This window comes from Campylobacter sp. BCW_6465, assembly GCF_001762815.1.
Lineage (GTDB): Bacteria > Campylobacterota > Campylobacteria > Campylobacterales > Campylobacteraceae > Campylobacter_D > Campylobacter_D jejuni.
In genome coordinates this window covers 1-21910 of sequence record NZ_MJXN01000052.1, presented here as the reverse complement: position 1 = coordinate 21910, position 21910 = coordinate 1, and the positions used below count along the sequence as shown (strand labels likewise).

Annotated in this window: 25 protein-coding genes; 16 read left to right on the top strand and 9 right to left on the bottom strand. The window is 29.4% G+C overall.

Features of this window, described 5'->3' with window-relative positions; genetic code table 11:
* The first annotated feature begins 8 nt into the window (after window positions 1–8).
* The 14 genes from glyQ to AJ886_RS03450 all read left to right on the top strand — a co-directional run bounded on the left by glyQ (window position 9) and on the right by AJ886_RS03450 (window position 9973).
* Entirely contained in the window at window positions 9–872 is an 864-nt protein-coding gene (glyQ, locus tag AJ886_RS03515) for a glycine--tRNA ligase subunit alpha (RefSeq protein ID WP_002852069.1), read from the top strand.
* A complete protein-coding gene (locus tag AJ886_RS03510; protein WP_002932958.1) occupies window positions 859–1584 on the top strand; it encodes a Nif3-like dinuclear metal center hexameric protein in 726 nt (241 codons plus the stop codon). Before glyQ ends, AJ886_RS03510 begins: the two co-directional genes overlap by 14 nt.
* 9 nt (window positions 1585–1593) lie before the next feature.
* On the top strand, window positions 1594–2310 hold the full coding sequence (locus tag AJ886_RS03505; RefSeq protein WP_002888864.1) for a zinc ribbon domain-containing protein: 717 nt from the start codon (window positions 1594–1596) through the stop codon (window positions 2308–2310).
* The gene (waaA, locus tag AJ886_RS03500) at window positions 2307–3464 is read left to right on the top strand and encodes a lipid IV(A) 3-deoxy-D-manno-octulosonic acid transferase (protein WP_070287133.1); all 1158 of its coding nucleotides are present in this window, start codon (window positions 2307–2309) and stop codon (window positions 3462–3464) included. Before AJ886_RS03505 ends, waaA begins: the two co-directional genes overlap by 4 nt.
* Entirely contained in the window at window positions 3445–4197 is a 753-nt protein-coding gene (locus tag AJ886_RS03495; protein WP_053872572.1) for an RluA family pseudouridine synthase, read from the top strand. The genes waaA and AJ886_RS03495 overlap by 20 nt, the downstream gene beginning before the upstream one ends.
* 66 nt (window positions 4198–4263) lie before the next feature.
* Window positions 4264–5601 (top strand): signal recognition particle protein, encoded by a 1338-nt coding sequence (gene ffh, locus AJ886_RS03490; RefSeq protein WP_070233227.1) that lies wholly within the window; start codon window positions 4264–4266, stop codon window positions 5599–5601.
* A 64-nt stretch (window positions 5602–5665) separates the two neighbouring features.
* The gene (gene rpsP, locus AJ886_RS03485; RefSeq protein WP_002852274.1) at window positions 5666–5893 is read left to right on the top strand and encodes a 30S ribosomal protein S16; all 228 of its coding nucleotides are present in this window, start codon (window positions 5666–5668) and stop codon (window positions 5891–5893) included.
* Between the two features lie 2 nt (window positions 5894–5895).
* On the top strand, window positions 5896–6138 hold the full coding sequence (locus tag AJ886_RS03480) for a KH domain-containing protein (RefSeq protein WP_002861392.1): 243 nt from the start codon (window positions 5896–5898) through the stop codon (window positions 6136–6138).
* Entirely contained in the window at window positions 6131–6670 is a 540-nt protein-coding gene (gene rimM / locus AJ886_RS03475) for a ribosome maturation factor RimM (RefSeq protein WP_053872574.1), read from the top strand. The genes AJ886_RS03480 and rimM overlap by 8 nt, the downstream gene beginning before the upstream one ends.
* A complete protein-coding gene (gene trmD / locus AJ886_RS03470) occupies window positions 6667–7371 on the top strand; it encodes a tRNA (guanosine(37)-N1)-methyltransferase TrmD (protein ID WP_053872575.1) in 705 nt (234 codons plus the stop codon). Before rimM ends, trmD begins: the two co-directional genes overlap by 4 nt.
* Window positions 7372–7380: 9 nt before the next feature.
* Window positions 7381–7737 carry a 50S ribosomal protein L19 gene (gene rplS / locus AJ886_RS03465; RefSeq protein ID WP_002861395.1) on the top strand — a complete coding sequence of 119 codons (357 nt, stop codon included), beginning with the start codon at window positions 7381–7383 and terminating at the stop codon, window positions 7735–7737.
* A gap of 132 nt (window positions 7738–7869) precedes the next feature.
* Window positions 7870–8283 carry a hydroxyisourate hydrolase gene (uraH, locus tag AJ886_RS03460; RefSeq protein ID WP_002852246.1) on the top strand — a complete coding sequence of 138 codons (414 nt, stop codon included), beginning with the start codon at window positions 7870–7872 and terminating at the stop codon, window positions 8281–8283.
* A gap of 23 nt (window positions 8284–8306) precedes the next feature.
* Window positions 8307–9647: a class II 3-deoxy-7-phosphoheptulonate synthase gene (locus AJ886_RS03455; protein WP_070274958.1), complete on the top strand. Its 1341-nt coding sequence runs from the start codon at window positions 8307–8309 to the stop codon at window positions 9645–9647.
* On the top strand, window positions 9644–9973 hold the full coding sequence (locus AJ886_RS03450) for an ArsC/Spx/MgsR family protein (protein ID WP_002861397.1): 330 nt from the start codon (window positions 9644–9646) through the stop codon (window positions 9971–9973). Before AJ886_RS03455 ends, AJ886_RS03450 begins: the two co-directional genes overlap by 4 nt.
* Window positions 9974–9985: 12 nt before the next feature.
* Here AJ886_RS03450 and AJ886_RS10180 read toward each other — a convergent pair whose 3' ends face one another.
* Window positions 9986–10228 carry a SelT/SelW/SelH family (seleno)protein gene (locus AJ886_RS10180; protein WP_257841545.1) on the bottom strand — a complete coding sequence of 81 codons (243 nt, stop codon included), beginning with the start codon at window positions 10226–10228 and terminating at the stop codon, window positions 9986–9988.
* A 195-nt stretch (window positions 10229–10423) separates the two neighbouring features.
* Here AJ886_RS10180 and dnaE point away from each other — a divergent pair, with 195 nt between their 5' ends.
* Entirely contained in the window at window positions 10424–14026 is a 3603-nt protein-coding gene (dnaE, locus tag AJ886_RS03445) for a DNA polymerase III subunit alpha (protein ID WP_004305583.1), read from the top strand.
* A gap of 12 nt (window positions 14027–14038) precedes the next feature.
* On the opposite strand, the gene AJ886_RS03440 is transcribed toward dnaE, so the two are convergent.
* Genes AJ886_RS03440 through AJ886_RS03420 form a run of 5 tightly spaced genes read right to left on the bottom strand, consistent with a single transcriptional unit; the run spans window position 14039 to window position 17976 of the window.
* Window positions 14039–14671 carry a YggS family pyridoxal phosphate-dependent enzyme gene (locus AJ886_RS03440; protein WP_002871301.1) on the bottom strand — a complete coding sequence of 211 codons (633 nt, stop codon included), beginning with the start codon at window positions 14669–14671 and terminating at the stop codon, window positions 14039–14041.
* Between the two features lie 35 nt (window positions 14672–14706).
* Window positions 14707–15456 (bottom strand): flagellin C, encoded by a 750-nt coding sequence (flaC, locus tag AJ886_RS03435; RefSeq protein ID WP_002871300.1) that lies wholly within the window; start codon window positions 15454–15456, stop codon window positions 14707–14709.
* 37 nt (window positions 15457–15493) lie between these two features.
* A complete protein-coding gene (locus tag AJ886_RS03430; protein ID WP_070287132.1) occupies window positions 15494–15964 on the bottom strand; it encodes a DUF4149 domain-containing protein in 471 nt (156 codons plus the stop codon).
* A 12-nt stretch (window positions 15965–15976) separates the two neighbouring features.
* On the bottom strand, window positions 15977–16792 hold the full coding sequence (locus AJ886_RS03425) for a HemK/PrmC family methyltransferase (RefSeq protein WP_004305586.1): 816 nt from the start codon (window positions 16790–16792) through the stop codon (window positions 15977–15979).
* Window positions 16789–17976 (bottom strand): M48 family metallopeptidase, encoded by a 1188-nt coding sequence (locus tag AJ886_RS03420; RefSeq protein WP_004305587.1) that lies wholly within the window; start codon window positions 17974–17976, stop codon window positions 16789–16791. Before AJ886_RS03420 ends, AJ886_RS03425 begins: the two co-directional genes overlap by 4 nt.
* A 125-nt stretch (window positions 17977–18101) precedes the next feature.
* On the opposite strand from AJ886_RS03420, the gene AJ886_RS03415 reads away from it, so the two are divergent.
* Window positions 18102–18287 (top strand): hypothetical protein, encoded by a 186-nt coding sequence (locus AJ886_RS03415; protein ID WP_044778932.1) that lies wholly within the window; start codon window positions 18102–18104, stop codon window positions 18285–18287.
* Here AJ886_RS03415 and mog read toward each other — a convergent pair.
* The 3 genes from mog to AJ886_RS03400 all read right to left on the bottom strand — a co-directional run bounded on the left by mog (window position 18284) and on the right by AJ886_RS03400 (window position 21698).
* Window positions 18284–18826 carry a molybdopterin adenylyltransferase gene (gene mog / locus AJ886_RS03410; protein WP_002842823.1) on the bottom strand — a complete coding sequence of 181 codons (543 nt, stop codon included), beginning with the start codon at window positions 18824–18826 and terminating at the stop codon, window positions 18284–18286. The genes AJ886_RS03415 and mog overlap by 4 nt on opposite strands.
* A gap of 20 nt (window positions 18827–18846) precedes the next feature.
* On the bottom strand, window positions 18847–19830 hold the full coding sequence (corA, locus tag AJ886_RS03405) for a magnesium/cobalt transporter CorA (RefSeq protein ID WP_070276184.1): 984 nt from the start codon (window positions 19828–19830) through the stop codon (window positions 18847–18849).
* 113 nt (window positions 19831–19943) lie between these two features.
* Window positions 19944–21698, bottom strand: a complete 1755-nt coding sequence (locus AJ886_RS03400) for a hypothetical protein (protein ID WP_070287131.1) — start codon at window positions 21696–21698, stop codon at window positions 19944–19946.
* Between the last annotated feature and the right edge of the window lie 212 nt (window positions 21699–21910).

Sequence of the window (21910 nt, the reverse complement as noted above, 5' to 3'; positions counted from 1 at the left end):
GAGATACAATGACTTTTTCACAAATGATACTTAATTTACAAAATTATTGGCAAGAGCAAGGTTGTGCGATTATGCAACCTTATGATATGCCAGCAGGTGCAGGAACCTTTCATCCAGCAACTTTTTTAAGAAGTTTAGGAAAAAAACCTTGGGCAGCTGCTTATGTGGCTCCAAGTAGAAGGCCTACTGATGGACGTTATGGTGAAAATCCTAATCGCTTAGGTGCTTATTATCAATTTCAAGTTTTGATTAAACCTAGCCCTGATAATATTCAAGAATTATATCTTAAAAGTCTTGAAAATTTGGGTTTTGATTTAAAAAGTCATGATATTCGTTTTGTTGAAGATAATTGGGAGAGTCCAAGTTTGGGTGCTTGGGGTTTAGGCTGGGAAGTATGGCTTGATGGTATGGAGGTTACTCAATTTACTTATTTTCAGCAAGTTGGCGGTATAGCAGTAGATTTAGTAAGTGCTGAAATTACCTATGGCCTTGAAAGAATAGCCATGTATCTTCAAAATGTTGATAATGTTTATGATATAGTTTGGAGTGAATTTAATGGAGAAAAAATTAAATACGCAGATGTGCATAAGCAAAGTGAATATGAATTTAGTAAATACAATTTTGAAGTAAGTGATGTTAAAATCTTAAATGAGCAGTTTGAAAATTCTTACAAAGAATGTAAAAATATTTTAGAACAAGGACTAGCTTTACCTGCTTATGATTATTGTATGCTTGCTGCACATACTTTTAATCTTTTAGATGCAAGAGGAGCAATTTCTGTAGCACAAAGACAAGATTATATGTTAAAAATTCGTGAGCTTTCAAAAAATTGTGCTGAAATTTATAAGAAAAATTTAAATGAAGCTGAGTGAAATTTATAATTTTTTAGATCAATTAAGTCCCTTTAATATCCAAGAATCATGGGATAATAGTGGAATTTTGCTTGGAGATAGGGATAGTGAAATTTCAACTGTTTATTTAAGTTTAGATATTGATGAAAATATCATTAAAGAAGCGAGTGAAAATTCTTTAATTATCACACACCATCCTTTGATATTTAAAGGTTTAAAAAATTTGTATGATAAGGCTTATCCTAGGGCTTTTATTAAAGAAATGATTTGTAAAAATATTTCTTTAATCAGCATGCATACAAATTACGATTTAAGTCATTTAAATACTTATTTTGCGGAAGAAATTTTAGGTTTTAAAATTTCTTTTAAAGACGAATTTTTGATTTATGTAGAAAATTCTATGTCTTTTGAAGCTTTGTGTGACTGGGTGAAAAAAAAGTTAAATTTACAAATTTTACGTGTAAGTGATTGTGGTAAAAAAGACATTAAGCGTATTGCTATATGTACTGGAAGTGGCGGGGATTTAATTTCTAAAGTAGATGCGGATTGTTTTTTAAGTGGAGATTTTAAATATCATCAAGCTTTAGAGGCGCTTAGTAATCAAATCAGTCTTATTGATTTAGGTCATTTTGAAAGTGAGAGATATTTTTCTCAATGTTTAGCAAAAGACTTGAAAAATTTGCCGCTACAAGTTATAATAACAGTTTCAAAAAATCCATTTCAATATTTTTAAGGAAAATAAATGAATAAATATCTCGAACAATTAGTGCTTTTATCAAAAATAGATCAAGAAATTGATAGTTATGAACCAAAAATAGACAGTATTAATAAGACTTTAAAAGATGCTGAGTTAAAAATAGGAAAAATCAACACAGATTTAGAAAAAATCGATGAAGAAATTAAAGATATAGAAAATCAAAAAGTGCAAAATAATGCTCATATTTCCGAGTTTTCAGCAAAAATTAAAGAGCTTTCTAAAAAAAGTGGTGCAGTAAAAACAGAAAAAGAAGCTAATGCTTTAAAAATTGAAGAAGATATTGCAAAAGAGCAATTAGACGCTGCAAATGATGAAATTGTAAGACTAGATAAAATTTTAGAGAATAAAGAAACTTATAAAAAAGAACTTGAAGAAGAAAAAATCAAACAAGAGCAAAATATTAATGAGATTAGAGTAAGCATTAAATCTGAAATGGAAGTTCTTGAAAAAGATAGAATGAGTGTTTATGATAAAAAAACCAAACTTGTGGGCGAGATGAATCAAAAAGTTTTAAGTTTTTATGAGAAAATTCGCAAATGGGCGAAAAATACTGCTGTAGTTCCTGTTAAAAAACAAGCATGCTATGGATGTTTTATGAAAATTTACGATAAGACTTATCTGTCTGTTGTAAAAGGTGAAGAGATTGTAACTTGTCCTCATTGTGGAAGAATTCTTTATAAAGAGCAAGAAGAGCAAAATTGATCTTTTTTTATTATTTTTTAACTTGGACGGCATTTTTATTTTGTGCCGTCTTTATTCTTTTGCTTTCTTTTTTAAAATCCAAATACAAAATTAGTTTAAAATCTCGATTTTTTCTTTATAAAAATTTACATCAAGAAAAAGCTGATGTACATTTTCATGCTTGTTCTTACGGGGAGGTAAGAAGTATTAAAGCTTTGGTTTTGAAATTTGATTCAAGAATAACTACTATTACTCAAACAGGTTTTGAATGTGCAAAAGAATTTTGTAAAAAGGTAAATTATCTTGCTTTTGAAAATTTTTTGCCTTTTTGGTTTAATCCTTGTAAGGTTTTGGTAATTTTTGAAGCAGAATATTGGCTTATGCTTGTTTTTATGGCACGTATTTATAAGGCTAAGATTATTTTGCTTAATGCGAGAATATCTGATAAATCTTATCATTCTTATCAAAAATTTTCTTTTTTTTATAAAAAAATTTTTTCTTATATTGATGAAGTTTTTGCTCAAAGTGAATTAGATAAAGTAAGACTTGAAAGTTTGGGAGCTAAAAATGTTAAAATTTTTAAAAATATTAAGGCAAATTTAGAAATTAAAAATAATAAAATTTATACCAAACCTAAGGAAAAACTTATCATTTTTGCTAGTACTCATAAAGATGAAGAAGAGCTTTTACTTGATCATTTTAAACTAGAAGAAAATGAAAAACTCATTATCGCCCCACGACACCCTGAGCGTTTTAAAGAAGTTGAAAATTTACTTTTAAACAAAGGTTTAGAATTTGAAAAATTTAGTTCTTTAAAAGATGAAAATAAGAAATTTTCTAAAAAAATTTTACTTTTAGATACTTTAGGGGAGCTTGTAAATTTTTATGCAATTTCTGATGTTGTTGTGCTTGGAGGTTCTTTCATAGAAGGTATAGGAGGACATAATCCTATAGAAGTGGCATATTTTGACAATGTATTAATCAGCGGGAAATTTATTCACAATCAAAAGGTTTTGTTTGAAGAAGTAGAAAATGTATATTTTTGTGAAAATTTAAAAGATTTAAATGATAAAATCCATTATTTAAATTTAAAAGCTAAAATTTCCAAAAAAGAAAATTTAGATCTTATCATGCAAACTATACAAAAGGGAATTGATGCAAGAAAAAGCTTATAAACTCTTAGCTTTGCAAGAAAAAATTTCAAATCGTGAAGCTAAAGATTTGATTGATAAGGGTTGTGTTTTTTCACATGGAAAAAAAGTTGTGGTTGCTAGAGCTTTGATGAACGATAAGGCAAGATTTAATGTGATAAAAACCAAAAATCCTCAAATTATTTTTGAAGATGATAAGATTATTGCTATTAATAAACCTTACGCTTATGTGAGTGAAGACTTGGAGAAAAAATTTAATGCCAAGCTTTTAAATCGTTTAGACAAAGAAACAAGCGGTGTGATTTTGCTTTGCAAAGATGAAGATTTTAGAAAGCTTTGTATAGAAGAATTTAAAAAACACAGAGTTTATAAAAGTTATATTGCGGTTTTAGATGGGGTTTTGGCTGAAGAGGTTGAAGTGAATGAGCCTATTTTTACCATAAAAGCAAAATGTGGAGCATTAAGTAAAGTTTCAAAAGATGGTTTAAGTGCCTTAAGTATCATTACTCCTATTATGTTGCAGTCAAAAAAAACCTTAGCAAAAATAGTCATTCAAACAGGTAGAACTCATCAAATCAGAGCGCATGCTAAATTTATAAAACATGGCGTTGTAGGTGATGAAAAATATGCTAAAATTTCAAGCGATAGAATGTATTTACATAGTTATGAAATTAAAATTTTTGATTATTATTTTAAGGCTGAGCTAGATAATAGTTTTGCAAAAGTTGGCTTTGAGATAAAAAATTTAGATTTTTAAAGCCATTTAAGAAAAAATTTTGTATAATGCAAGGTTTAATTAAAAATTTTATAGAAAGGTGATAAAGTGTTTGAGTTAGTTAGCGAATCTTTTAAATCAGCGATTAATAAATTACGTTTTGTTGATGATGAAAAAGCACTTAAGAACGCTTTAGAAACCTTAAAAAAAGCTCTTTTAAAAGCAGATGTTCACCATAAGGTAACTAAAGAGCTTTTGACTTCGATAGAAGAAGATGTAAAGCAAAACGGAATAGGTCAAAAACAATTTTTAAATGCCATTAAAGTAAATTTAGAAAATATTTTAAGTGTCAATAGCAAAAATCAAGGTTTTGTTTTTGCTTCTAAACCCCCAACAGTAGTTCTAATGGCAGGTTTGCAAGGGGGCGGTAAGACTACAAGCACTATCAAACTTGCAAATTATTTAAAATTACGCAATAAAAAAGTTTTAGTTGCAGCTTGTGATTTACAGCGTTTAGCGGCAGTGGAGCAGCTAAGACAACTTTGTGAAGCTAATGAAATTGAACTTTTCTTCATAGAAAATGAAAAAGATCCTATTAGGGTTGCTAAAGAGGCTTTAAAAAAGGCTGAAAGTTCTATGGTGGATGTTTTGCTTGTGGATACTGCTGGGCGTTTGGCTATAGATGAGACTTTGATGAATGAATTAAAAGCAGTTAAGGATGTTTTAAATCCTGATGAGATTTTCTATGTTGCTGATGCAATGAGTGGTCAAGATGGGGTTAAGACTGCGGCTAGTTTTAATGAAGTTTTAGGTATCAGCGGGGTAATTTTATCAAAATTTGATGCAGATACTAAAGGTGGAGTAGCCTTAGGTATAGCAAAACAAATCGGTATTCCTTTAAGATTTATTGGTGTAGGTGAAAAAGTAGCAGATTTAGAAGTTTTTATACCAGATCGCATAGTAAGTCGTATCATGGGCGAGGGTGATTTGGCTACTTTAGCTGAAAAAACTGCTGCAGTGATTGATGAAAAAGAAGCTAAAAAACTCAATCAAAAAATCAAAAAAGGTGAATTTAATTTTAATGATTTTCTTAACCAAATGGAAAGTATTAAAAAATTAGGAAGTATGAAGTCTTTAATCGGTATGATACCAGGGCTTGGCGGAATGGCAAATGCGGTAAAAGATATAGATTTGGATAATTCTAAAGAGATTATACATATTAAGGCAATGATTTCTTCAATGACTCCAAAAGAAAGAGAAAATCCTGATTTGTTAAATAATGCTAGAAAACGTCGTATAGCAGAGGGAGCAGGTCTTTCTCAGGTAGAAGTCAATCGTTTTTTAAAACAATTTAGTAATGCAGCAAAACTTGCAAAAAGATTTTCAGGCAAAAAAGGAATGGAGAATTTGACACAAATGATGAGCCAAGCTAGAAGACAATTTTAAATTTTATTTATAAATACTTTTTATAGTATCTATAAATAAAATTTTTAATTTTTAAGGAGTATAAATGACAGTTATTAGACTTACAAGAATGGGTAGAACTAAAAGACCATTTTATCGTATTGTGGTTACAGACAGTAGAAAACGTCGCGATGGTGGTTGGATAGAAAGTATTGGATATTATAATCCTATGGTAGAACCTGAGGTAATTAAAGTTGATGCAGAGCGTTTAGCTTATTGGAAAAGTGTTGGTGCAAAACTTAGCGATAAAGTTGCTTCTATCACTAGCAAATAATCATGGTAGAGAATTTTCTTAGGGAATACGCAAAATTAATTGCAGATTATCCTGAACAGATTAACACTCAAAAAATTGAATTAAGTGAAAATTTTTTTGAGATTGTTCTTTTTGCACATAAGGTTGATACAGGTAAGCTTATAGGTAAAAATGGAAAAATGATCAATGCTATAAAAACCGTAATCTCTGCTTATAAGAGCAAGGATGCAAGTTCTTATAGGGTAACGGTAAAAGCACTTGAGTGAAAAAGATTTTGTTCAAGTTGCAAAACTTGGTAAAACTGTGGGTCTTAAGGGTTATGTAAAATTGCATAACCTGAGCGACTTTTCTTCTCAATTTAAAAAAGATGCTACCTTTTTTATAAAAAATACCAAAGAAATATTAAAGATTAAGCATTATAATGCAAGCAATTCTACTGTTTTATTTGAGAATTATGAAGATATAGAAAAAGCTAAAGAATTAACCAATCTTATTCTTTTTCAGAGTATCGAGAAAAGCAGACAAACTTGTAAATTAAAAAAAGATGAGTTTTTTTATTTTGATATTTTAGAGTGTGAAGTTTTTGAAGAAGATAAAAGATTAGGTAAAGTTGTTGATATCTTGGAAACTGGAGCTTCTTATTTATTTGAAATTCAAAGTGATGAAAAATGGGTGAATAAAAAATATTCTAAAATATTTTTTATTCCGTATCTAGATAAATTTGTTAAAAATATAGATATAGAAAAACGACAGATTTTTTGCACGCAAGATGCTTTTTTAATTTTAGAAAATTCATGAAATTTAGTTTCGTTTCTTTATTCCCTAATCTTATGGAATTTTACTTTCAGGATTCTATACTTGCAAGAGCAAAAGAAAAAAAACTTTTCAAACTTAATTTTTATAACCCAAGAGATTTTTCTAAAAATTCTTATCATAAAGTCGATGATTATAAAATAGGTGGTGGAGCTGGACTTTTGATGCAAGCTGAACCTATGTATGAGGTGTTAAAAAGTATTCAAGAAAAAAAAGAAAATCCCTATTTTATTTTTTTAAATCCAAGTGGTAAAACTTTTAATCAAAAAGACGCCAAACGCTTAAGTAAAAAAGAACACATAGTTTTTGTATGTGGGCGCTATGAAGGTATAGATGAAAGAGTGCTTGAAATTTTTGGGAATGAAGTTTTTAGCATAGGGGATTTTATTTTAACAGGAGGAGAATTACCTGCGCTTGTAATGTGTGATGCGATTTTAAGAAATGTTAACGGGGTTTTAGGGAATATGGAAAGTTTGGAAGAAGAAAGCTTTGAAAATAATTTACTCGAAGCACCTGCTTTTTCAAAACCTTTTATTTTTGAGAAAAAAAATCAAAAATTTTATACTCCTTCAGAGTTTTTAAAGGGTAATCACGCTAGAATTGCAAGTTTAAAAACTACTTTGGCGTCTTGCAAAACGAAATTTTTTCGTCCAGATTTATTTTTAGAGCATGAACGCAAAAAATAAGGGATTTTTATGAAAAATAAATATATAGAACAATTTGAAGCAAAACAAATTGAAGGTAAAAATGTTCCAGATTTTCGTGCTGGTGATACTTTAAAGCTTGCAATTCGTATCAAAGAAGGAGATAAAACAAGAATCCAAAATTTTGAGGGTATTTGTATTGCTAGAAGAGGTAATGGCGTAAGCGAAACTTTTATCGTACGTAAAATGGGTGCTAATAATGTTGGCGTTGAGAGAATTTTTCCTATTTATAGTGAGAGTTTGGAAAGTATTATTGTTTTGCGTCGTGGTCGTGTACGCCGTGCAAGATTATTCTACTTAAGAGACAGACGCGGTAAAGCAGCACGTATTAAAGAGCTTAAAAAATAATTTATAATTATTTTTTATTATAAGTCTAACAATTAAATAATTATAATTAATTTATAATTTTTATTATTTGATTTTAATTATTAATAATGCTCTTATATAATATTCCTTGTAAATATTATATAAGGAGAGAAAATGTTTTCTATTAAAAAAACTTTATTAATATTAGCAAGCGTGCCAATGTTTTTGAGTGCTACTGAATATCAATTAAGCACTCATGTCTTGGATATTACTTCTGGACAACCCGCTCCTAAAGTAAAAGTTGAGCTTTATAAGTTGGAAGCAAATCAACAGTGGAAAAAAGTAAGTGAAGAATTTACCGAAGAAAATGGTAGAATAGGGGATTTATTACCATATGAAAAAGCTGAAAATAGGGCTTTTGGAATTTATAAGCTTAAATTTTTTACAAAAGACTATTACACATCACACAAAATAAATACTTTTTATCCTTTTGTAGAGGTAAGTTTTGAGCTTTCTAAAGATCAAAAACATTATCATGTTCCAATAACCCTTTCTCCTTTTGGTTATTCAACTTATAGAGGAAGCTGATCAATAAAACGAAAGAAAAAACCATGTGGACTAAGAATTCTTGGAAAAACTATCCCATAAAACAGCAACCTATCTATCCAGATCAAGAGGAAATGAATAGAGTTTTAGCAAGACTTGAGAAACTTCCTCCTTTGGTTTTTGCTGGAGAAGTGAGAAATCTTCAAAAGTCTTTAGCAAGAGTTTGTAAAAAAGAAGCTTTTTTACTTCAAGGTGGAGATTGTGCTGAAAGCTTTGAAAATTTTGGCGCTGTAAATATCCGTGATATGTTTAAAATTTTACTTCAAATGGCTATAGTGCTTACATTTGCCGGTGGATGTCCTGTTGTAAAAATTGGTCGTATTGCAGGGCAGTTTGCCAAGCCAAGAAGTAGTGATTTTGAAGAGTTAAATGGTATAAGTCTTCCTAGTTATCGTGGTGATATTATTAATGGTTTTGAATTTAGCGAACAAGCACGCATTCCTGATCCACGTAGAATGCTTGAAGCTTATTATCAAAGTGCAACAACGCTAAATTTGTTGCGCGGATTTGCTAAGGGTGGTTTAGCAGATTTGCATGAAGTACATCGTTGGAATTTGGGCTTTTTAAAAAAGAGTGAACTCCATAAGCAATATACTAATATCAGTGAAAAAATTTCACAAGCTTTAGCTTTTATGGAAGCTTGTGGGATTAATACAAGTAATACCCCAAGTCTAAGAGAAGTTAGTGTTTATACTTCACATGAAGCTTTACTTTTGCCTTATGAAGAAGCTTTAACTAGAGTGGATAGTTTAAGTGGAGAAATTTACGATTGTTCAGCTCACATGCTTTGGATAGGTGAAAGAACAAGGGCGCTTGATGAAGCCCATGTACATTTTTTAAGAGGAGTAAAAAATCCTTTAGGGGTTAAAATAGGACCTAGTGCAAGTGTTGATGATATCATAGCTTTAGCAAATGTTTTAAATCCAAATAATGAAGAAGGAAGATTAAATATTATTATCCGCATGGGTGCAGATAAAATTATCAATAATTTGCCAAAAATTTTCTCCAAACTTAAAAGTGAAGGTTTAAATTTAGTATACAGCATAGATCCTATGCATGGAAATACAGTAAAAGCAGGTAATTTTAAAACACGTGAGTTTGATAAAATCATGCAAGAAGTGGGATCTTTTTTTGAGATTGCAATAAGCGAAGGGATTTATCCAGGTGGAGTGCATCTTGAAATGACCGGAAAAGATGTAACAGAATGCACAGGTGGTGCAAGCAATGTTACTGCTCAAAGCTTAGAAGATCGTTATGAGACTCAATGCGATCCAAGGCTTAATGCGGATCAAGCATTAGAGCTTGCTTTTTTAATTGCAGATTTAGTAAAAAAGGCTAGAAAATGAAACTTTATGGTATTAAAAATTGTAATTCTGTAAAGAAAGCTATGGATGCTTTAACACAAAAAGGTGTTGTATTTGATTTTATGGATATTAAAAAGATTAATCAAGATATTTTATACACATGGTTAAAACAAAAATCTTTTGAAGATCTTATCAATACTGCTGGATTAACTTCTAAAAAACTTGGTTTAAACAAAGAAAAAGTTAAAAGTTTAAATGAAAAAGAACTTGAGAAAATTGTATTAGAAAATCCAAGCTGTATTAAGCGTCCTATTATCGAGTATGAGCAAAACATATATATTGGCAAGGAATATGAGAAAATATTATGATAGAGTGTTTGATTACACTCTATTTTTTATTAATTGATTAATTTCATTTTGATATGGAAATCTTTCACTTTCGCAATTAATAAGTTGTGTTTTAGAGAAGATAACTTTTCCGTCTACTTCAACGATAAAATCACCTCTGTCGCCAATTTCAAATTCTACTTCAACATCTTTGAAATCGCTTTGTAGTTCTTCTGCAACCCTTGCAGCTTGTGGGCGATAATTTCAAAGATTGCAATAAGCAATTTTTACTTTCATCATTTCATCCTTTGAAAAGTTTATTTTATTTAAGATTAAAATCTTAAATTTTTATTATAGTTTATTTTGGCTGAATTTTTGCCTTTTTTGTAAAATTTAAGTTGAAATTTAGGGTCAATTTCTTTCAAATTCAGCGAGAAAAATTTATAATTTTTATCAAAATTAAAATAAGCCTTAAAAAACTAAAGGAAGAAAATGAGTCAATTTACACACTTGCATTTACATACAGAATATTCTTTGCTTGATGGAGCTAATAAGCTTAAAGAATTAGCTTTGACTTTAAAAGAGCAGGGTGCTACAAGTGTTGCTATGACAGATCATGGAAATATGTTTGGGGCAATTGATTTTTATCAAACAATGAAAGCACAAGGTTTAAAACCTATCATTGGTATGGAAGCGTATTTACATAATCACGATGAATTAGATGATAAAAGTTCTCGTCAGCGTTTTCACCTTTGTTTGTATGCAAAAAATGAGATCGGATATCAAAATTTAATGTATTTAAGTTCTCAAAGTTATATTAAAGGTTTGTATTATTATCCGCGTATCAATAAAAAGCTTTTAGAAAAATATAGCGAAGGTCTTATTTGTTCTTCTGCTTGCTTGCAAGGTGAAGTAAATTGGCACTTAAATACTTATAGTGAAAGAAATGTGCGTTTTGGTGCAAAAGGCTATGAAGCAGCAAAAGAAGCAGCATTATGGTATAAAAAAGTTTTTAAAGATGATTTTTATTTTGAAATCATGCGTCATGGTATAGGTGATCAAAGAATGATAGATGATGATATTATCAGACTTTCTAAAGAATTAAATATAAAAATCATTGCTACAAATGATACGCATTATACTTTTAAAGAAAGAGCGGCTGCCCATGAGGTTTTTATGTGTATAGCTATGGGAAAAAAACTTAATGACCCTGATAGAATGCGTCATAGTGTGCATGAATTTTATGTTAAAAGCCCTGAGCAAATGAGTGAGCTTTTTGCAGATATTCCAGAAGCTATAGAAAATACACAAGAAATCGCGCAAAAATGTAATTTAGAGCTTAATCTTGGCAATCCCACTCCACCGAATTTCAAATTTACAAGAGAATATGCTAAAGATCATAATATTACCTTGCCTGAAGAAACAAAAGAATTTAGCTTTGATAATGATGACATAGTTTTTGAAGAGCTTTGTAAAAAGGGACTTGAAGAGAGATTAAAATTTATCGATGAAAGCAAGCATAAAGAATACAAACAAAGACTTGAGGTAGAAATTAATATCATTAAAAATATGAAATTTTCAGGTTATATGCTTATTGTTCATGATTTTATTAAAGTGGCTAAAGATAAAGGCATTCCAGTAGGTCCTGGAAGAGGATCAGCTGCAGGAAGTTTGGTTTCTTATTGTTTGAGGATTACGGATTTAGATCCTATTCCTTATAGTTTACTTTTTGAGCGTTTTTTAAATCCTGAGCGTGTGAGCATGCCTGATATTGATGTGGATTTTTGTCAAGACAGACGTGCTGAAGTGATTGATTATGTGATTGATAAATATGGAGCAGATAAGGTTGCACAGGTTATTACCTTTGGTAAGCTTTTAGCTAAAGGGGTGATTCGTGATGTGGCTAGAGTTTGTGATATGAGTATTCAAGATGCTGATGAGCTTGCTAAACTTGTGCCTGAAGAGCTTAAAATCACTCTTGATGCTGCTTATGAAAAAGAACCTAAAATCAAAGAATTTATTGATCGTCATCCTAAAGGTCCTGAAGTTTGGGAATATGCAAGAGCTTTAGAAGGATTAAATCGCAATGCGGGTATGCACGCAGCGGGTGTTGTAATTTCTAATGAAAGTTTATGGAAGAAAACTCCGCTTTTTAGACAAAGTAAAAATGATGAAAGACATTTGGTAACGCAGTATTCTAAAGATCATTTAGAAGATGTGGATTTGATAAAATTTGACTTTTTAGGTCTTAAAACCTTAACAGTAATCAATAATGCAATCAAGCTTATTAAAAAGCGTTATAATAAAGACATTATTTGGGAAACTATAGATGTAAATGATAGCAAAGTTTATAAAACCATACAAAGTGGAAATACTTTAGGGATTTTTCAAATCGAATCAGACGGTATGCAAAGCTTAAATGCACGCTTAAAACCAGAGCGTTTTGAAGATATCATTGCGGTTCTTGCGCTTTATCGTCCAGGCCCTATGGAATCAGGAATGCTTGATGATTTTATCGACAGAAAGCATGGTTTAAAAAGTATAGAATATCCTTTTGACAGTTTAGAAAAGGTTTTAGAGCCTACTTATGGGGTTATCGTTTATCAAGAACAGGTTATGCAAATTGTTCAAATTATAGGTGGCTTTTCTTTAGGAGGTGCTGATGTAGTGCGTCGTGCTATGGGTAAAAAAGATCCTGAAAAGATGAAAAAGCTTAAGACTGATTTTGCAGATGGAGCAGAAAAACAAGGATATGATAGAGCAAAAGCTGAGGATTTATGGGAGCTTATCGTAAAATTTGCAGGATATGGTTTTAATAAATCTCACTCTGCGGCTTATGCGTTGATTACTTTTCAAACAGCTTATTTAAAAACTTATTATCCTAGTGAATTTATGGCAGCGCTTTTAACAAGCGAAGAAAACAATGTGGATAAAATTGCTGTTTATATTGATGAGATGAAAAAAATGAATATTAAACTTTTACCTCCATCGATTAACAAAGCGATCCGTGAATTTAGTGCTTTAGAGCAAGATGGCAAGGATGCTATTATATACGGACTTGGGGCTATAAAAAGTGTGGGTATTCCTGCAGTTGAAAATTTACTTGAAGCAAGACAAGATGGAGAATTTAAGGATATTAATGATTTCTTAGGTAAGATAGATCCTACCAAAATAAACCGTAGAACATTAGAAAGTCTTATTAAGGCAGGGGCTTTTGATGAGTTTGGTTTTACTAGAAAAGCTTTGTTTGATAATATGGAAAATCTTAGCGAAGCATCGCGTAAAATGGCTGAAGTAAGAAAAAATGCTGCAAGTTCTCTTTTTGGTGAAGAGGAATTAACTTCAGGTGTTCAAGTAAATTTTACTCCCAAAAATGAAGAATTTGAAGTGATGGAAAAATTAGGATATGAAAAAGAAATTTTAGGAATTTATGTTTCAGGCCATCCTTTAGATCGATTTTATGAACAAATTAATGCCATAGATTATGTTAAAAGTTTAGATTTTGAAAGTTTAAAAAACAATGGAGAAATTTTAAGTATAGGTAAAATTGAAGATTTCAAATCCATGATGAGTAAAAATAATAAGCGTTATGGTAGAATTGAAATTTTGGATTATTATTCTTCGTTTGATGCTACTGTATTTGAAAGCAATGTAGAAGAAATAGAAAACATCATCAAAGATGAAAATTTAAAAAATAATGCCTATGGTTTTGTATTGGGATTTAAAGCTGAGGGAGGGGAGAAGCCTAGCTTTTTTTTAAAAGCAATTAAAGATTTACAAAGTCTTGAAGATGGCGAGATTAAAGCTATAAAAAAATTTGGAGCAAAAAAAGATTTCAAAAATAAAGAAGAAAATCATTTTACCGCAGAACCTAAGGAATTTGAAAAAAATATCATAGAGCTAGATTTGACAAGATTAAATAGAGAATTAATCTATGAAATTCATGAAATTGCTAGAAATGCACATAATCCTAATGAAAAAAATAATAAAAAACTTGTTTTAAAAGTTATTAGCGCGGGATCTTGCTTGCTTTATCATACAGATTTTATTATCTCTGATAGTATAGTAGAGGAAATTTCTAATAAATATGCTTAAGTAAGATTGTTCTTACTTAAGATTTTTAAATAAAATGCTTCCAAGTCTTACTAAGTTGGATCCGCATTTTATAGCAATTTCAAAATCATTACTCATCCCCATAGAGCAAATTTTAGCCCCATGTTTTTGAAGAATTTCATAAATTTTAAATGTAGTTTCAAAGCTTTTGATAATACTTTCTTTATCTTGGCTGTGTGATCCTATGCTCATTACGCCACAAAGATTTAGATTAGAGCATTCTTCTTGTATTTGTAAATATTCTTCTACAGCTTGATTTGGATCTAGACCGCTTTTGCTATTTTCATTTGCACTATTGATTTCTAATAAAGTATTTAATTTATAATCAAGTCTTTTGTCCATAGCTTTAGCTATTTTAATACCATTGCAAGAGTGCCATAATATAGGTTTTTGTTTGATTAAGAGATTAATTTTGTTGCTTTGTAGCATTCCTATAAAATGCCACTTTATGTCTAGTTTTTTTTCATCAAGATTTTCTTTTTTTTGTGCTAGAGCTTGGACTTGATTTTCTCCAAATTCTACTATACCTTGATCAAAAAGCTTTTCAATTATACTTGCATCGACATACTTGCTTGCGGCTACAAGACGAACGTTTTTGGTTTTTTCTAAAATTTGCTCTAAAGTCATTTTGATAAAGAAATAAGCCCTATTTAGGGCTTATATTATTGTAGTAAATTAGCAATTTTGCTTTGAAGCTGCATGTTGGATTGCGCAGCAATAAAAGCAGCAGCATTTTCTTTTAGATAATTGGCATTAAAATCATTAACATTTTTTGCCATATCATTATTTAGTAAATTATTTTCAGCTGCTTTTGAGTTGATGCTATTTTGAACACTTGCATTAATATTTGATGTGATGGCATTGATACCTGAGCCTATTTCACTTCTTAAACTTCCAAGTTGATCCATAAAATTTGTAATACTATCTTGATTATCTATGTTTAATCCACCTGTTGCTAATGGATTTAAATTTGTAGTTTCAGTTCCGCTACCTACTACAAAATTCATAGTTTGAAAGACATTTTTTCCATTATAAGTTGCATTATTAAAAGAATCATTGATGGATTCTTGTATGCGTGTTGCTTCTGTTCTTAGCATTCCTTTTTGAGAATCATTAAGTGCAGCATTGTTCATTTTTACTGAAAGTTCATTAAGTCTATCTGCGCTTTGAGAGATATTGGTAAGGCTAGCATCTGCAATTTGTAAAACCCCTATAGCATCATAAGCATTTGCGACACCTTGATCTATAGTGCTTGATTGAGATCTTAAAGAATCAGCAATAGCTAAATTAGCACTATCAACTCCACTTATTGCGCGAACAGCTGCAATATTTTCTAAAGCTTTATCGCTAGCTTTTTGTGCATTATTTAAATAATAATTTTGTTGCATCATAGTTGCTTCAGAGATCATCATGGCCTACTCCTTCTCTTTCAGATTTATTTATATTTTATCATTTTTTTGCTATTTTAAAGCTTAAGAAATATAAAAAAACTTGCATTATCAAGATGATTTTAATCACCACTTCACTTGCATTATGGATACTGATAAATTCTTGAGTTTTTGTAGCGTTTTCTCCTAAGTTTTGGAGTTCAATTATGGTATTAGTAAAATAAAAAACAAATATTAAGCTTAAAATCAAAATAAGCAAACTCAGTATAAATTTTGAAAATTTTATTTGAAATTTTATTTCATCTTTTATAAGAGAATAAATTTCATATAAAAAATTAACCACTGAAACAAAAATCAGTAAATATCCCATTTTAATAAAAATTTGCGTCATCATTAAGCCACTTTGAAAATGGCTCAACACTCCTTCCCCTATAAGATTCTGAGGAAAAAAAATTGTTGGTGCAACAACTATTCCTAGTATGAGTTCAACCCCTATGATGGAGGCAAGTAAAAATAAATTAACAGCTTTCAAAAGTTTCTCCTTTTATTTTTTATCATAACGCATATTTGTAAATTTAGCTATAAAAGCACGATTATAACCTTGTTCATCTTTGAAAAAATCAACAATGAAATTATTTTGATATAAAATTTTTTCCAAAATTTTTTTTTGATCATAGCCAAATTCGCAAGCTAAAAATTTAACTTTTTTATCGAGGGAAAAATGTATGATTTCTTCTAAAATTTCATATCCTTTTTCTCCGCCAAATAAAGCTTCTTTGGGTTCTTTTTGTACCCAAATATCTATAGGATATGAATTTTTAATATAAGGTGGATTTGAAAAAATAAAATCATAATTTTCTTTAATTTGCTTAAAATTACAAAGTTTAAAGTCAATCAAGTGATCGACTTTGTGTAATTTGGCATTCTCTAAAGCTAATTCTAAGGCTTTAGGATTGATATCACAGGCTGTGATTTTTAACCCAAGTTCTTTGGCTAAAACAATGCTTAAAATTCCGCTTCCAAATCCTATTTCTAAAATCTTATTAAAAGTATTTTTTTTGCATAAATTTAAAATTTGAAAAAGTAAAATTTCACTATCATAACGAGGGATTAGAACGCCTTTTTTTATCTTAAATTCTAAGCCCCAAAAATCCACTTTTTCAAATATATATTCAAAAGGTTCTCCAGATTTAAAACGTCTTATAAGCTCAAAATAAGGTTTGTGATCTATTTCTATATCTTGGTTTAAAAATAACCAAGCTTTATCTTTTTTTAGATATTCACAGAGTATAAATACTGCTTCATTTTCATAACCTTTTAAGCTAGATTTAGCTTCTATAAGAGCATTTTTTATAGTCAAGAAAGAGCCTTGATTCTATCGCTAATACTTGGATGACTGAGATAAAAAAATGTATATATTTTACTTGTTTTGATAAAAGCTTTATTTTCTCTTGCTAGAGCTATCAACGCATTTTTCATATCTTCTTTGCTTGTAACTTTAGCTCCGTGTTGATCAGCTGCAAATTCATTTTTTCTACTTAAGGCATTAAGTATAGGAGAGATTAAAAAGCTAAAAATATTTGCAAAGATAAATAAAAGAGCAAATACACCGCCATTTACTCCTTCTAGATGACTTTCTAAGTAAACAAATTCAGGTAAATTTGCAAAAACAAAAAAAAGTAAAAACATAGTTATAGCACCGTTAAATAAAGCTTTGATAACATCCTTATGAACAAAATGTCCAAGCTCATGTCCTAAAACAGCTAAAAGTTCTCTTTCATTTAAAGCTTTTAATAATGTATCAAAAAGAACCACTCTTTTGCTTTTAAAAAGTCCACCAAAATAAGCATTTAAACGTTTATCTCTTTTGCTTGCATCAATAACATAAACCCCATTTGCATTAAACCCACATTGTTTCATTAAAGAGCTGATTTTTTTCAGCAAATTTTCATCGTTTAGTTTTTCCATTTTATTAAAAATAGGTGCTATCAAGGTAGGGTAAATAAGATTTATAATCACTATAATACAAAAGGCAAAAATAAAGGCCACAATCCACCAAAAAGTTCCAAAAAAATCATAGCAAAAAAGCAAAGCATAAAGGATTAAAAATCCAAATATTAAAGTTAAAATAAGACTTTTTACAGTGTCTTTGATAAAAAGTTTTACAGTCATATTTGAAAAACCATGGGCTTTATCTTTGATAAAACTTTCATAAATACTTAAAGGTAGATTTAAAATACTTGTGATTATTAAAAAAGATAATAAAAATAAAGTATTTTCAAAACGAGTGTTATTTGAGATAAGTAATTCTTTAAGATATAAAAATCCAAAACCTATCCATGCAATATTGATGATTAAATTATAAAAATTGGAAAATAGTTTAAATTTTTCATTTTCGATGGCAATGTCTGCTGCATTTTGATAGTCTTTTTCGCTTAAAATTTGAGCTTGTTTGTCTTTTTCTCTTTCTAAGAAACGAATTTGAGTATAGGAAATCCAAGATAAAAGTGCTGTGTAAAGACATAAAATTGCAATTAAAGTCATTATTTTTCCTTGATTAGTTTTTGCGAATTTTAGCTTAAAATAATGAAATAAAGTTAATAGCTTAAAATCTAAAATAATATTCTTTTCAACTAAGTTGATGTATATTTATAAAAAAGGATTAAAGAATGTTTTTTAAGAAAAAGATTTCACAAAAGCAAAAAGAAAAGCCTAAAATTCCAATCAATAATGTGATTTTAGATGACAGACTTTGTAAGTTTAAAAATAAAGTGCAAAAGATAAGCAAAGATGAAGCTTCGGCAAGTCTGCTTGCTAGACAATTAAGCAGACTTATCAGAGCTAATAAATTTTAATTTTGACATTTTTTCTTAGGGCGAAAAACCTTAATAACTTCATCATTTGCTTCTATATAAGCACCTTCTATTAAATCAATACAATAAGGTATAGCTGGAAAAACAGGCTCTAGACATTCTTTTATAGCTTTAGGATTTCCTGGTAAATTAATGATAAAAGATTTATTGCGAATTCCTGCGCTCTGTCTTGAAAGTATGGCTGTTGGGACATATTTTAAACTTTCTAAGCGCATAAGCTCTCCAAAACCTGGCATCATTTTATCACACACGGCTTCCGTGGCTTCTGGGGTTACATCACGAAGTGCTGGACCTGTACCTCCGCTTGTAACAATCAAATCGCATTTTTTTTCATCTGCTAGATAAAGTAATTTTTTAATGATCAAATCATAATCATCAGGGATTAATTCTTTATGATAAATAATATCATTTTTTATATATGAATTTAACACTCTTTCAATTTCAGCAGTAGCTTTATCTTCGTATATACCACTACTTGCTCTATCGCTTAGGGTTAAAATTCCTATGTTTATCGTATCCATTGTTCCTCCTTAATAAATTTTTATAACCATCCTTTTTTCTTGAAAACAACCAAAGGTAAAATGATAGAAATTACCATCACGCCAAGCACTATGGGATAAGCATAGTGAAGTTCAAGTTCTGGCATGAATTTAAAATTCATACCATAAATAGTTCCTATTAAAGTAGGAGGCATCATGGCAACAGTTGCAACGGTAAAAATTTTAATGATTTTGTTTTGTTCTATGTTGATTTGGCTAGCTAAAATGGTTTGAATATTGTCTAAGATATTAAGTTGCGAAACACTAAATTCAACCAAAGAATTTAAGTCTTTTAAAACTATAGTGAGATTTTGTTTTATATCTTTATCGATTTTATCGCTTTTTAGTAAAGAAGTCATAGCACGACGTTTATCAAATAAAGAATCTCTTACACGCATATTAAGCTCTTGTAAGCTTGAAATATCCTTTAGCATTTCATCATAACTATATTCATCTTTTTTTTCTAAAACACTTGTTCTTAAGCGTCTTGCTTCTTTATCTATCCATTCTAGTAAATCCGCATCTTTTTCAACGCGCACTTCAAACATTTTATCAATAATATCAAAACCATCTTCAAAATTCTTCGGACTAGCTAAAATCCTTGCTTGAATTTCTTCAAAAGTGCTAAATTCGTTATATCTTATAGTAAATAAGATATTTTTAGCTGTAGCAAAAGTAACAATTTCTGTGCGAAGTTTGATTAAATTCCTATCTTCTTCATCGCTTTTAAGATCTCTTACTAAAAAATGAGCATTGATGGTTATTGTCGCATTGTCTTCCCAATATTTTGCACTAAGTTCTATTTCTTCTCTTTCTTCTTTTGTAGGAAACTCAAGATTAAATTCACTTGATATAAAAGCAATTTCCGCTGCACTTGGATGAAGTAAATCAATCCATAAAATATTTTGTGGTAGTTCTTGACTATCGAGATTAAAGTTGATTCTTTGAACTAAAGCATTTTGAGTTTTAATATAAACATAGAGCATAGTTATTCCTTATTTTTAACTTTAAAATTATACCTTGATTAGTTTAAAAATCAATTTTTTAATTTTTGCAAATCAAAAACCAAATTTTCCACCTAAAGCTCTTAAACTAAGCTTTAGTTTAAAATATCTTTAATCAGTTTTTGCAAATTCCTTTTTGTTTCTTCTTGTTCTTTTATGATAAAACATTTTGCTTTTGGCCAAAAATAACTTTTAGGATTTTCAAATTTTCCCCAACGCCAATCAAATCTAGGATGTAAAAGAACTATAGTAGGAATATCCATAGCTAAGCTTAAATGCGCTATAGCACTATCAATACTAAGCATACAGTCAATATCATATAAATAATTTAGAGTATCATTCCAATTTTTTATAAGCTTGCTTCTATCTTCTATTACCTTAGGCAATTCTTCTTTTAATTGCATTTGAAAAGAAATGATTTCATAATCTAAGTCTTTTAATATATCAAATAAAAATTCAAATTTTACATTTCTTAATAAATCAGAATTTTCAGCATTAGGAGTAGCATAAAAAATACCAAGTTTTTTTCTTTTATTATGCGGTTTTTTCTGTGGCAATATAGGTGTTTTTAATCGTGAAATCTCATCAAGCTTAATATCAATAAAAAAAGGCAAAGAACAAATAGGAATAGCATAATCAAAATTTGTAGGTAGATTTTTTAAAACCTTTACATTTTTAAAAATATCATCATTTTGATTTAAAAATTTGATTTGATTTTTAAACATTTCATACATGGCACTTTGAGGAGCAAATAAAACCTTTGAAGCGATTTTGCAAAGTTTTTCTAAGCATCTTGCATACATTATAGTATCGCCAAAGCCTTGCTCGCAAAATACTAAAACTTCTTTATTTTTAAAAGCATCAATGCCAAATTTATTAAAAGCTTTTATGCTTTCATTATAATGATAAGTAGAAAAAGTTTCATTATGAGCATAAAACAATCTACTTTCATAATACTTCTTACCCTCTTCAAAATTATCATCCACTCCCATACGCATCAAAAGATAAGCCAAATCAAATTGATAGGTTGCATGAGAATCCAAACTAAGACATTTTTTATAAGCATGATAAGCTTCTTGATAGTTTGAGTTAAATTCTAAGACCTTAGCATAGTTTTGCCAAAACTGTGCATGGTGTTGATTGGTTTCTTGTAGTGATTGAAAAAGTTCTAAAGAATCAGATATTCTAAAAAGCTTAAAAAGTAAGTATGCTTTTTGGGGTAAAATTTGATGAGTTAAAAAATCTTCTATTTTAGAAATAGTAAGGTTTTCTTTGGTTTTACTGTGAAGCCTATCTTCGAGTTTGACTAAATTAAGATTGGTTTGTTCAGCAATGATTCCTTTTTGCAGTTTATCAATCAAATCTTGCATAAAATGACACAAGTGTTCATGTGCATTTAATGCCTTAGTAAAATCATGTTTAAAATAAATTTCTGCATAATTTTTCCATAGATTAAGATTATACATATCTTTAGAAAGCAATTCTTTGAAAATTTGTTCAGATTCTTCTAGTTTGTTGCTCAGTTTATAAATAAAAGCCAATTCTAACTTAAGTTCATCCTCTAAATCATCTTTGCGAGTTAAAAGTGTTTGTAATAAATTCAAGGCTTCATCAAGTCTTAAATTTTCAATATAGCTTTTAGCAAGCATAAGACCATTAAAACTTGTAGGATTTAAAGAAAAAAGCTCTTGAGCATAATATAAAGCTTTTTGAAAAAGAGAAAGTTTATAAGAAGAAAGCGTAGCAAATTCTAAAGCAAATTTTGGACTTTCTTTTAAAAATTGCTCACTCAAGTTTAAACATTTTTCATAATTAGCATTAAAATAATAATAATGAATTTTATCAAACATATTTTTCCTTGATAGTTACATTAAAATCTAATATTATCTTATAAGTTGCATAAAAAGATAATTATATTTTTATAAAATTAAATAATAAAACAAAAATAAAAAAATATAACAACATCCATCCTAATAATTTTAAATTATCAGGATGAAATTTTTAACAAGTAGGAGAGTAAACTAATCAAACTAAGTATTATCTTTTGTGATATTACCAAAGA

Excerpts from the sequence above, each read along its gene's own strand:
- glyQ (WP_002852069.1), top strand. The coding sequence starts at position 9 with ATGACTTTTTCACAAATGATACTTAATTTACAAAATTATTGGCAAGAG.
- AJ886_RS03510 (WP_002932958.1), top strand. The coding sequence starts at position 859 with ATGAAGCTGAGTGAAATTTATAATTTTTTAGATCAATTAAGTCCCTTT.
- AJ886_RS03505 (WP_002888864.1), top strand. The coding sequence starts at position 1,594 with ATGAATAAATATCTCGAACAATTAGTGCTTTTATCAAAAATAGATCAA.
- AJ886_RS03495 (WP_053872572.1), top strand. The coding sequence starts at position 3,445 with ATGCAAGAAAAAGCTTATAAACTCTTAGCTTTGCAAGAAAAAATTTCA.
- rpsP (WP_002852274.1), top strand. The coding sequence starts at position 5,666 with ATGACAGTTATTAGACTTACAAGAATGGGTAGAACTAAAAGACCATTT.
- AJ886_RS03480 (WP_002861392.1), top strand. The coding sequence starts at position 5,896 with ATGGTAGAGAATTTTCTTAGGGAATACGCAAAATTAATTGCAGATTAT.
- trmD (WP_053872575.1), top strand. The coding sequence starts at position 6,667 with ATGAAATTTAGTTTCGTTTCTTTATTCCCTAATCTTATGGAATTTTAC.
- rplS (WP_002861395.1), top strand. The coding sequence starts at position 7,381 with ATGAAAAATAAATATATAGAACAATTTGAAGCAAAACAAATTGAAGGT.
- uraH (WP_002852246.1), top strand. The coding sequence starts at position 7,870 with ATGTTTTCTATTAAAAAAACTTTATTAATATTAGCAAGCGTGCCAATG.
- AJ886_RS03455 (WP_070274958.1), top strand. The coding sequence starts at position 8,307 with ATGTGGACTAAGAATTCTTGGAAAAACTATCCCATAAAACAGCAACCT.
- AJ886_RS03450 (WP_002861397.1), top strand. The coding sequence starts at position 9,644 with ATGAAACTTTATGGTATTAAAAATTGTAATTCTGTAAAGAAAGCTATG.
- dnaE (WP_004305583.1), top strand. The coding sequence starts at position 10,424 with ATGAGTCAATTTACACACTTGCATTTACATACAGAATATTCTTTGCTT.
- AJ886_RS03440 (WP_002871301.1), bottom strand. The coding sequence starts at position 14,671 with ATGACTTTAGAGCAAATTTTAGAAAAAACCAAAAACGTTCGTCTTGTA.
- flaC (WP_002871300.1), bottom strand. The coding sequence starts at position 15,456 with ATGATGATCTCTGAAGCAACTATGATGCAACAAAATTATTATTTAAAT.
- AJ886_RS03420 (WP_004305587.1), bottom strand. The coding sequence starts at position 17,976 with ATGACTTTAATTGCAATTTTATGTCTTTACACAGCACTTTTATCTTGG.
- AJ886_RS03415 (WP_044778932.1), top strand. The coding sequence starts at position 18,102 with ATGTTTTTTAAGAAAAAGATTTCACAAAAGCAAAAAGAAAAGCCTAAA.
- mog (WP_002842823.1), bottom strand. The coding sequence starts at position 18,826 with ATGGATACGATAAACATAGGAATTTTAACCCTAAGCGATAGAGCAAGT.
- corA (WP_070276184.1), bottom strand. The coding sequence starts at position 19,830 with ATGCTCTATGTTTATATTAAAACTCAAAATGCTTTAGTTCAAAGAATC.
- AJ886_RS03400 (WP_070287131.1), bottom strand. The coding sequence starts at position 21,698 with ATGTTTGATAAAATTCATTATTATTATTTTAATGCTAATTATGAAAAA.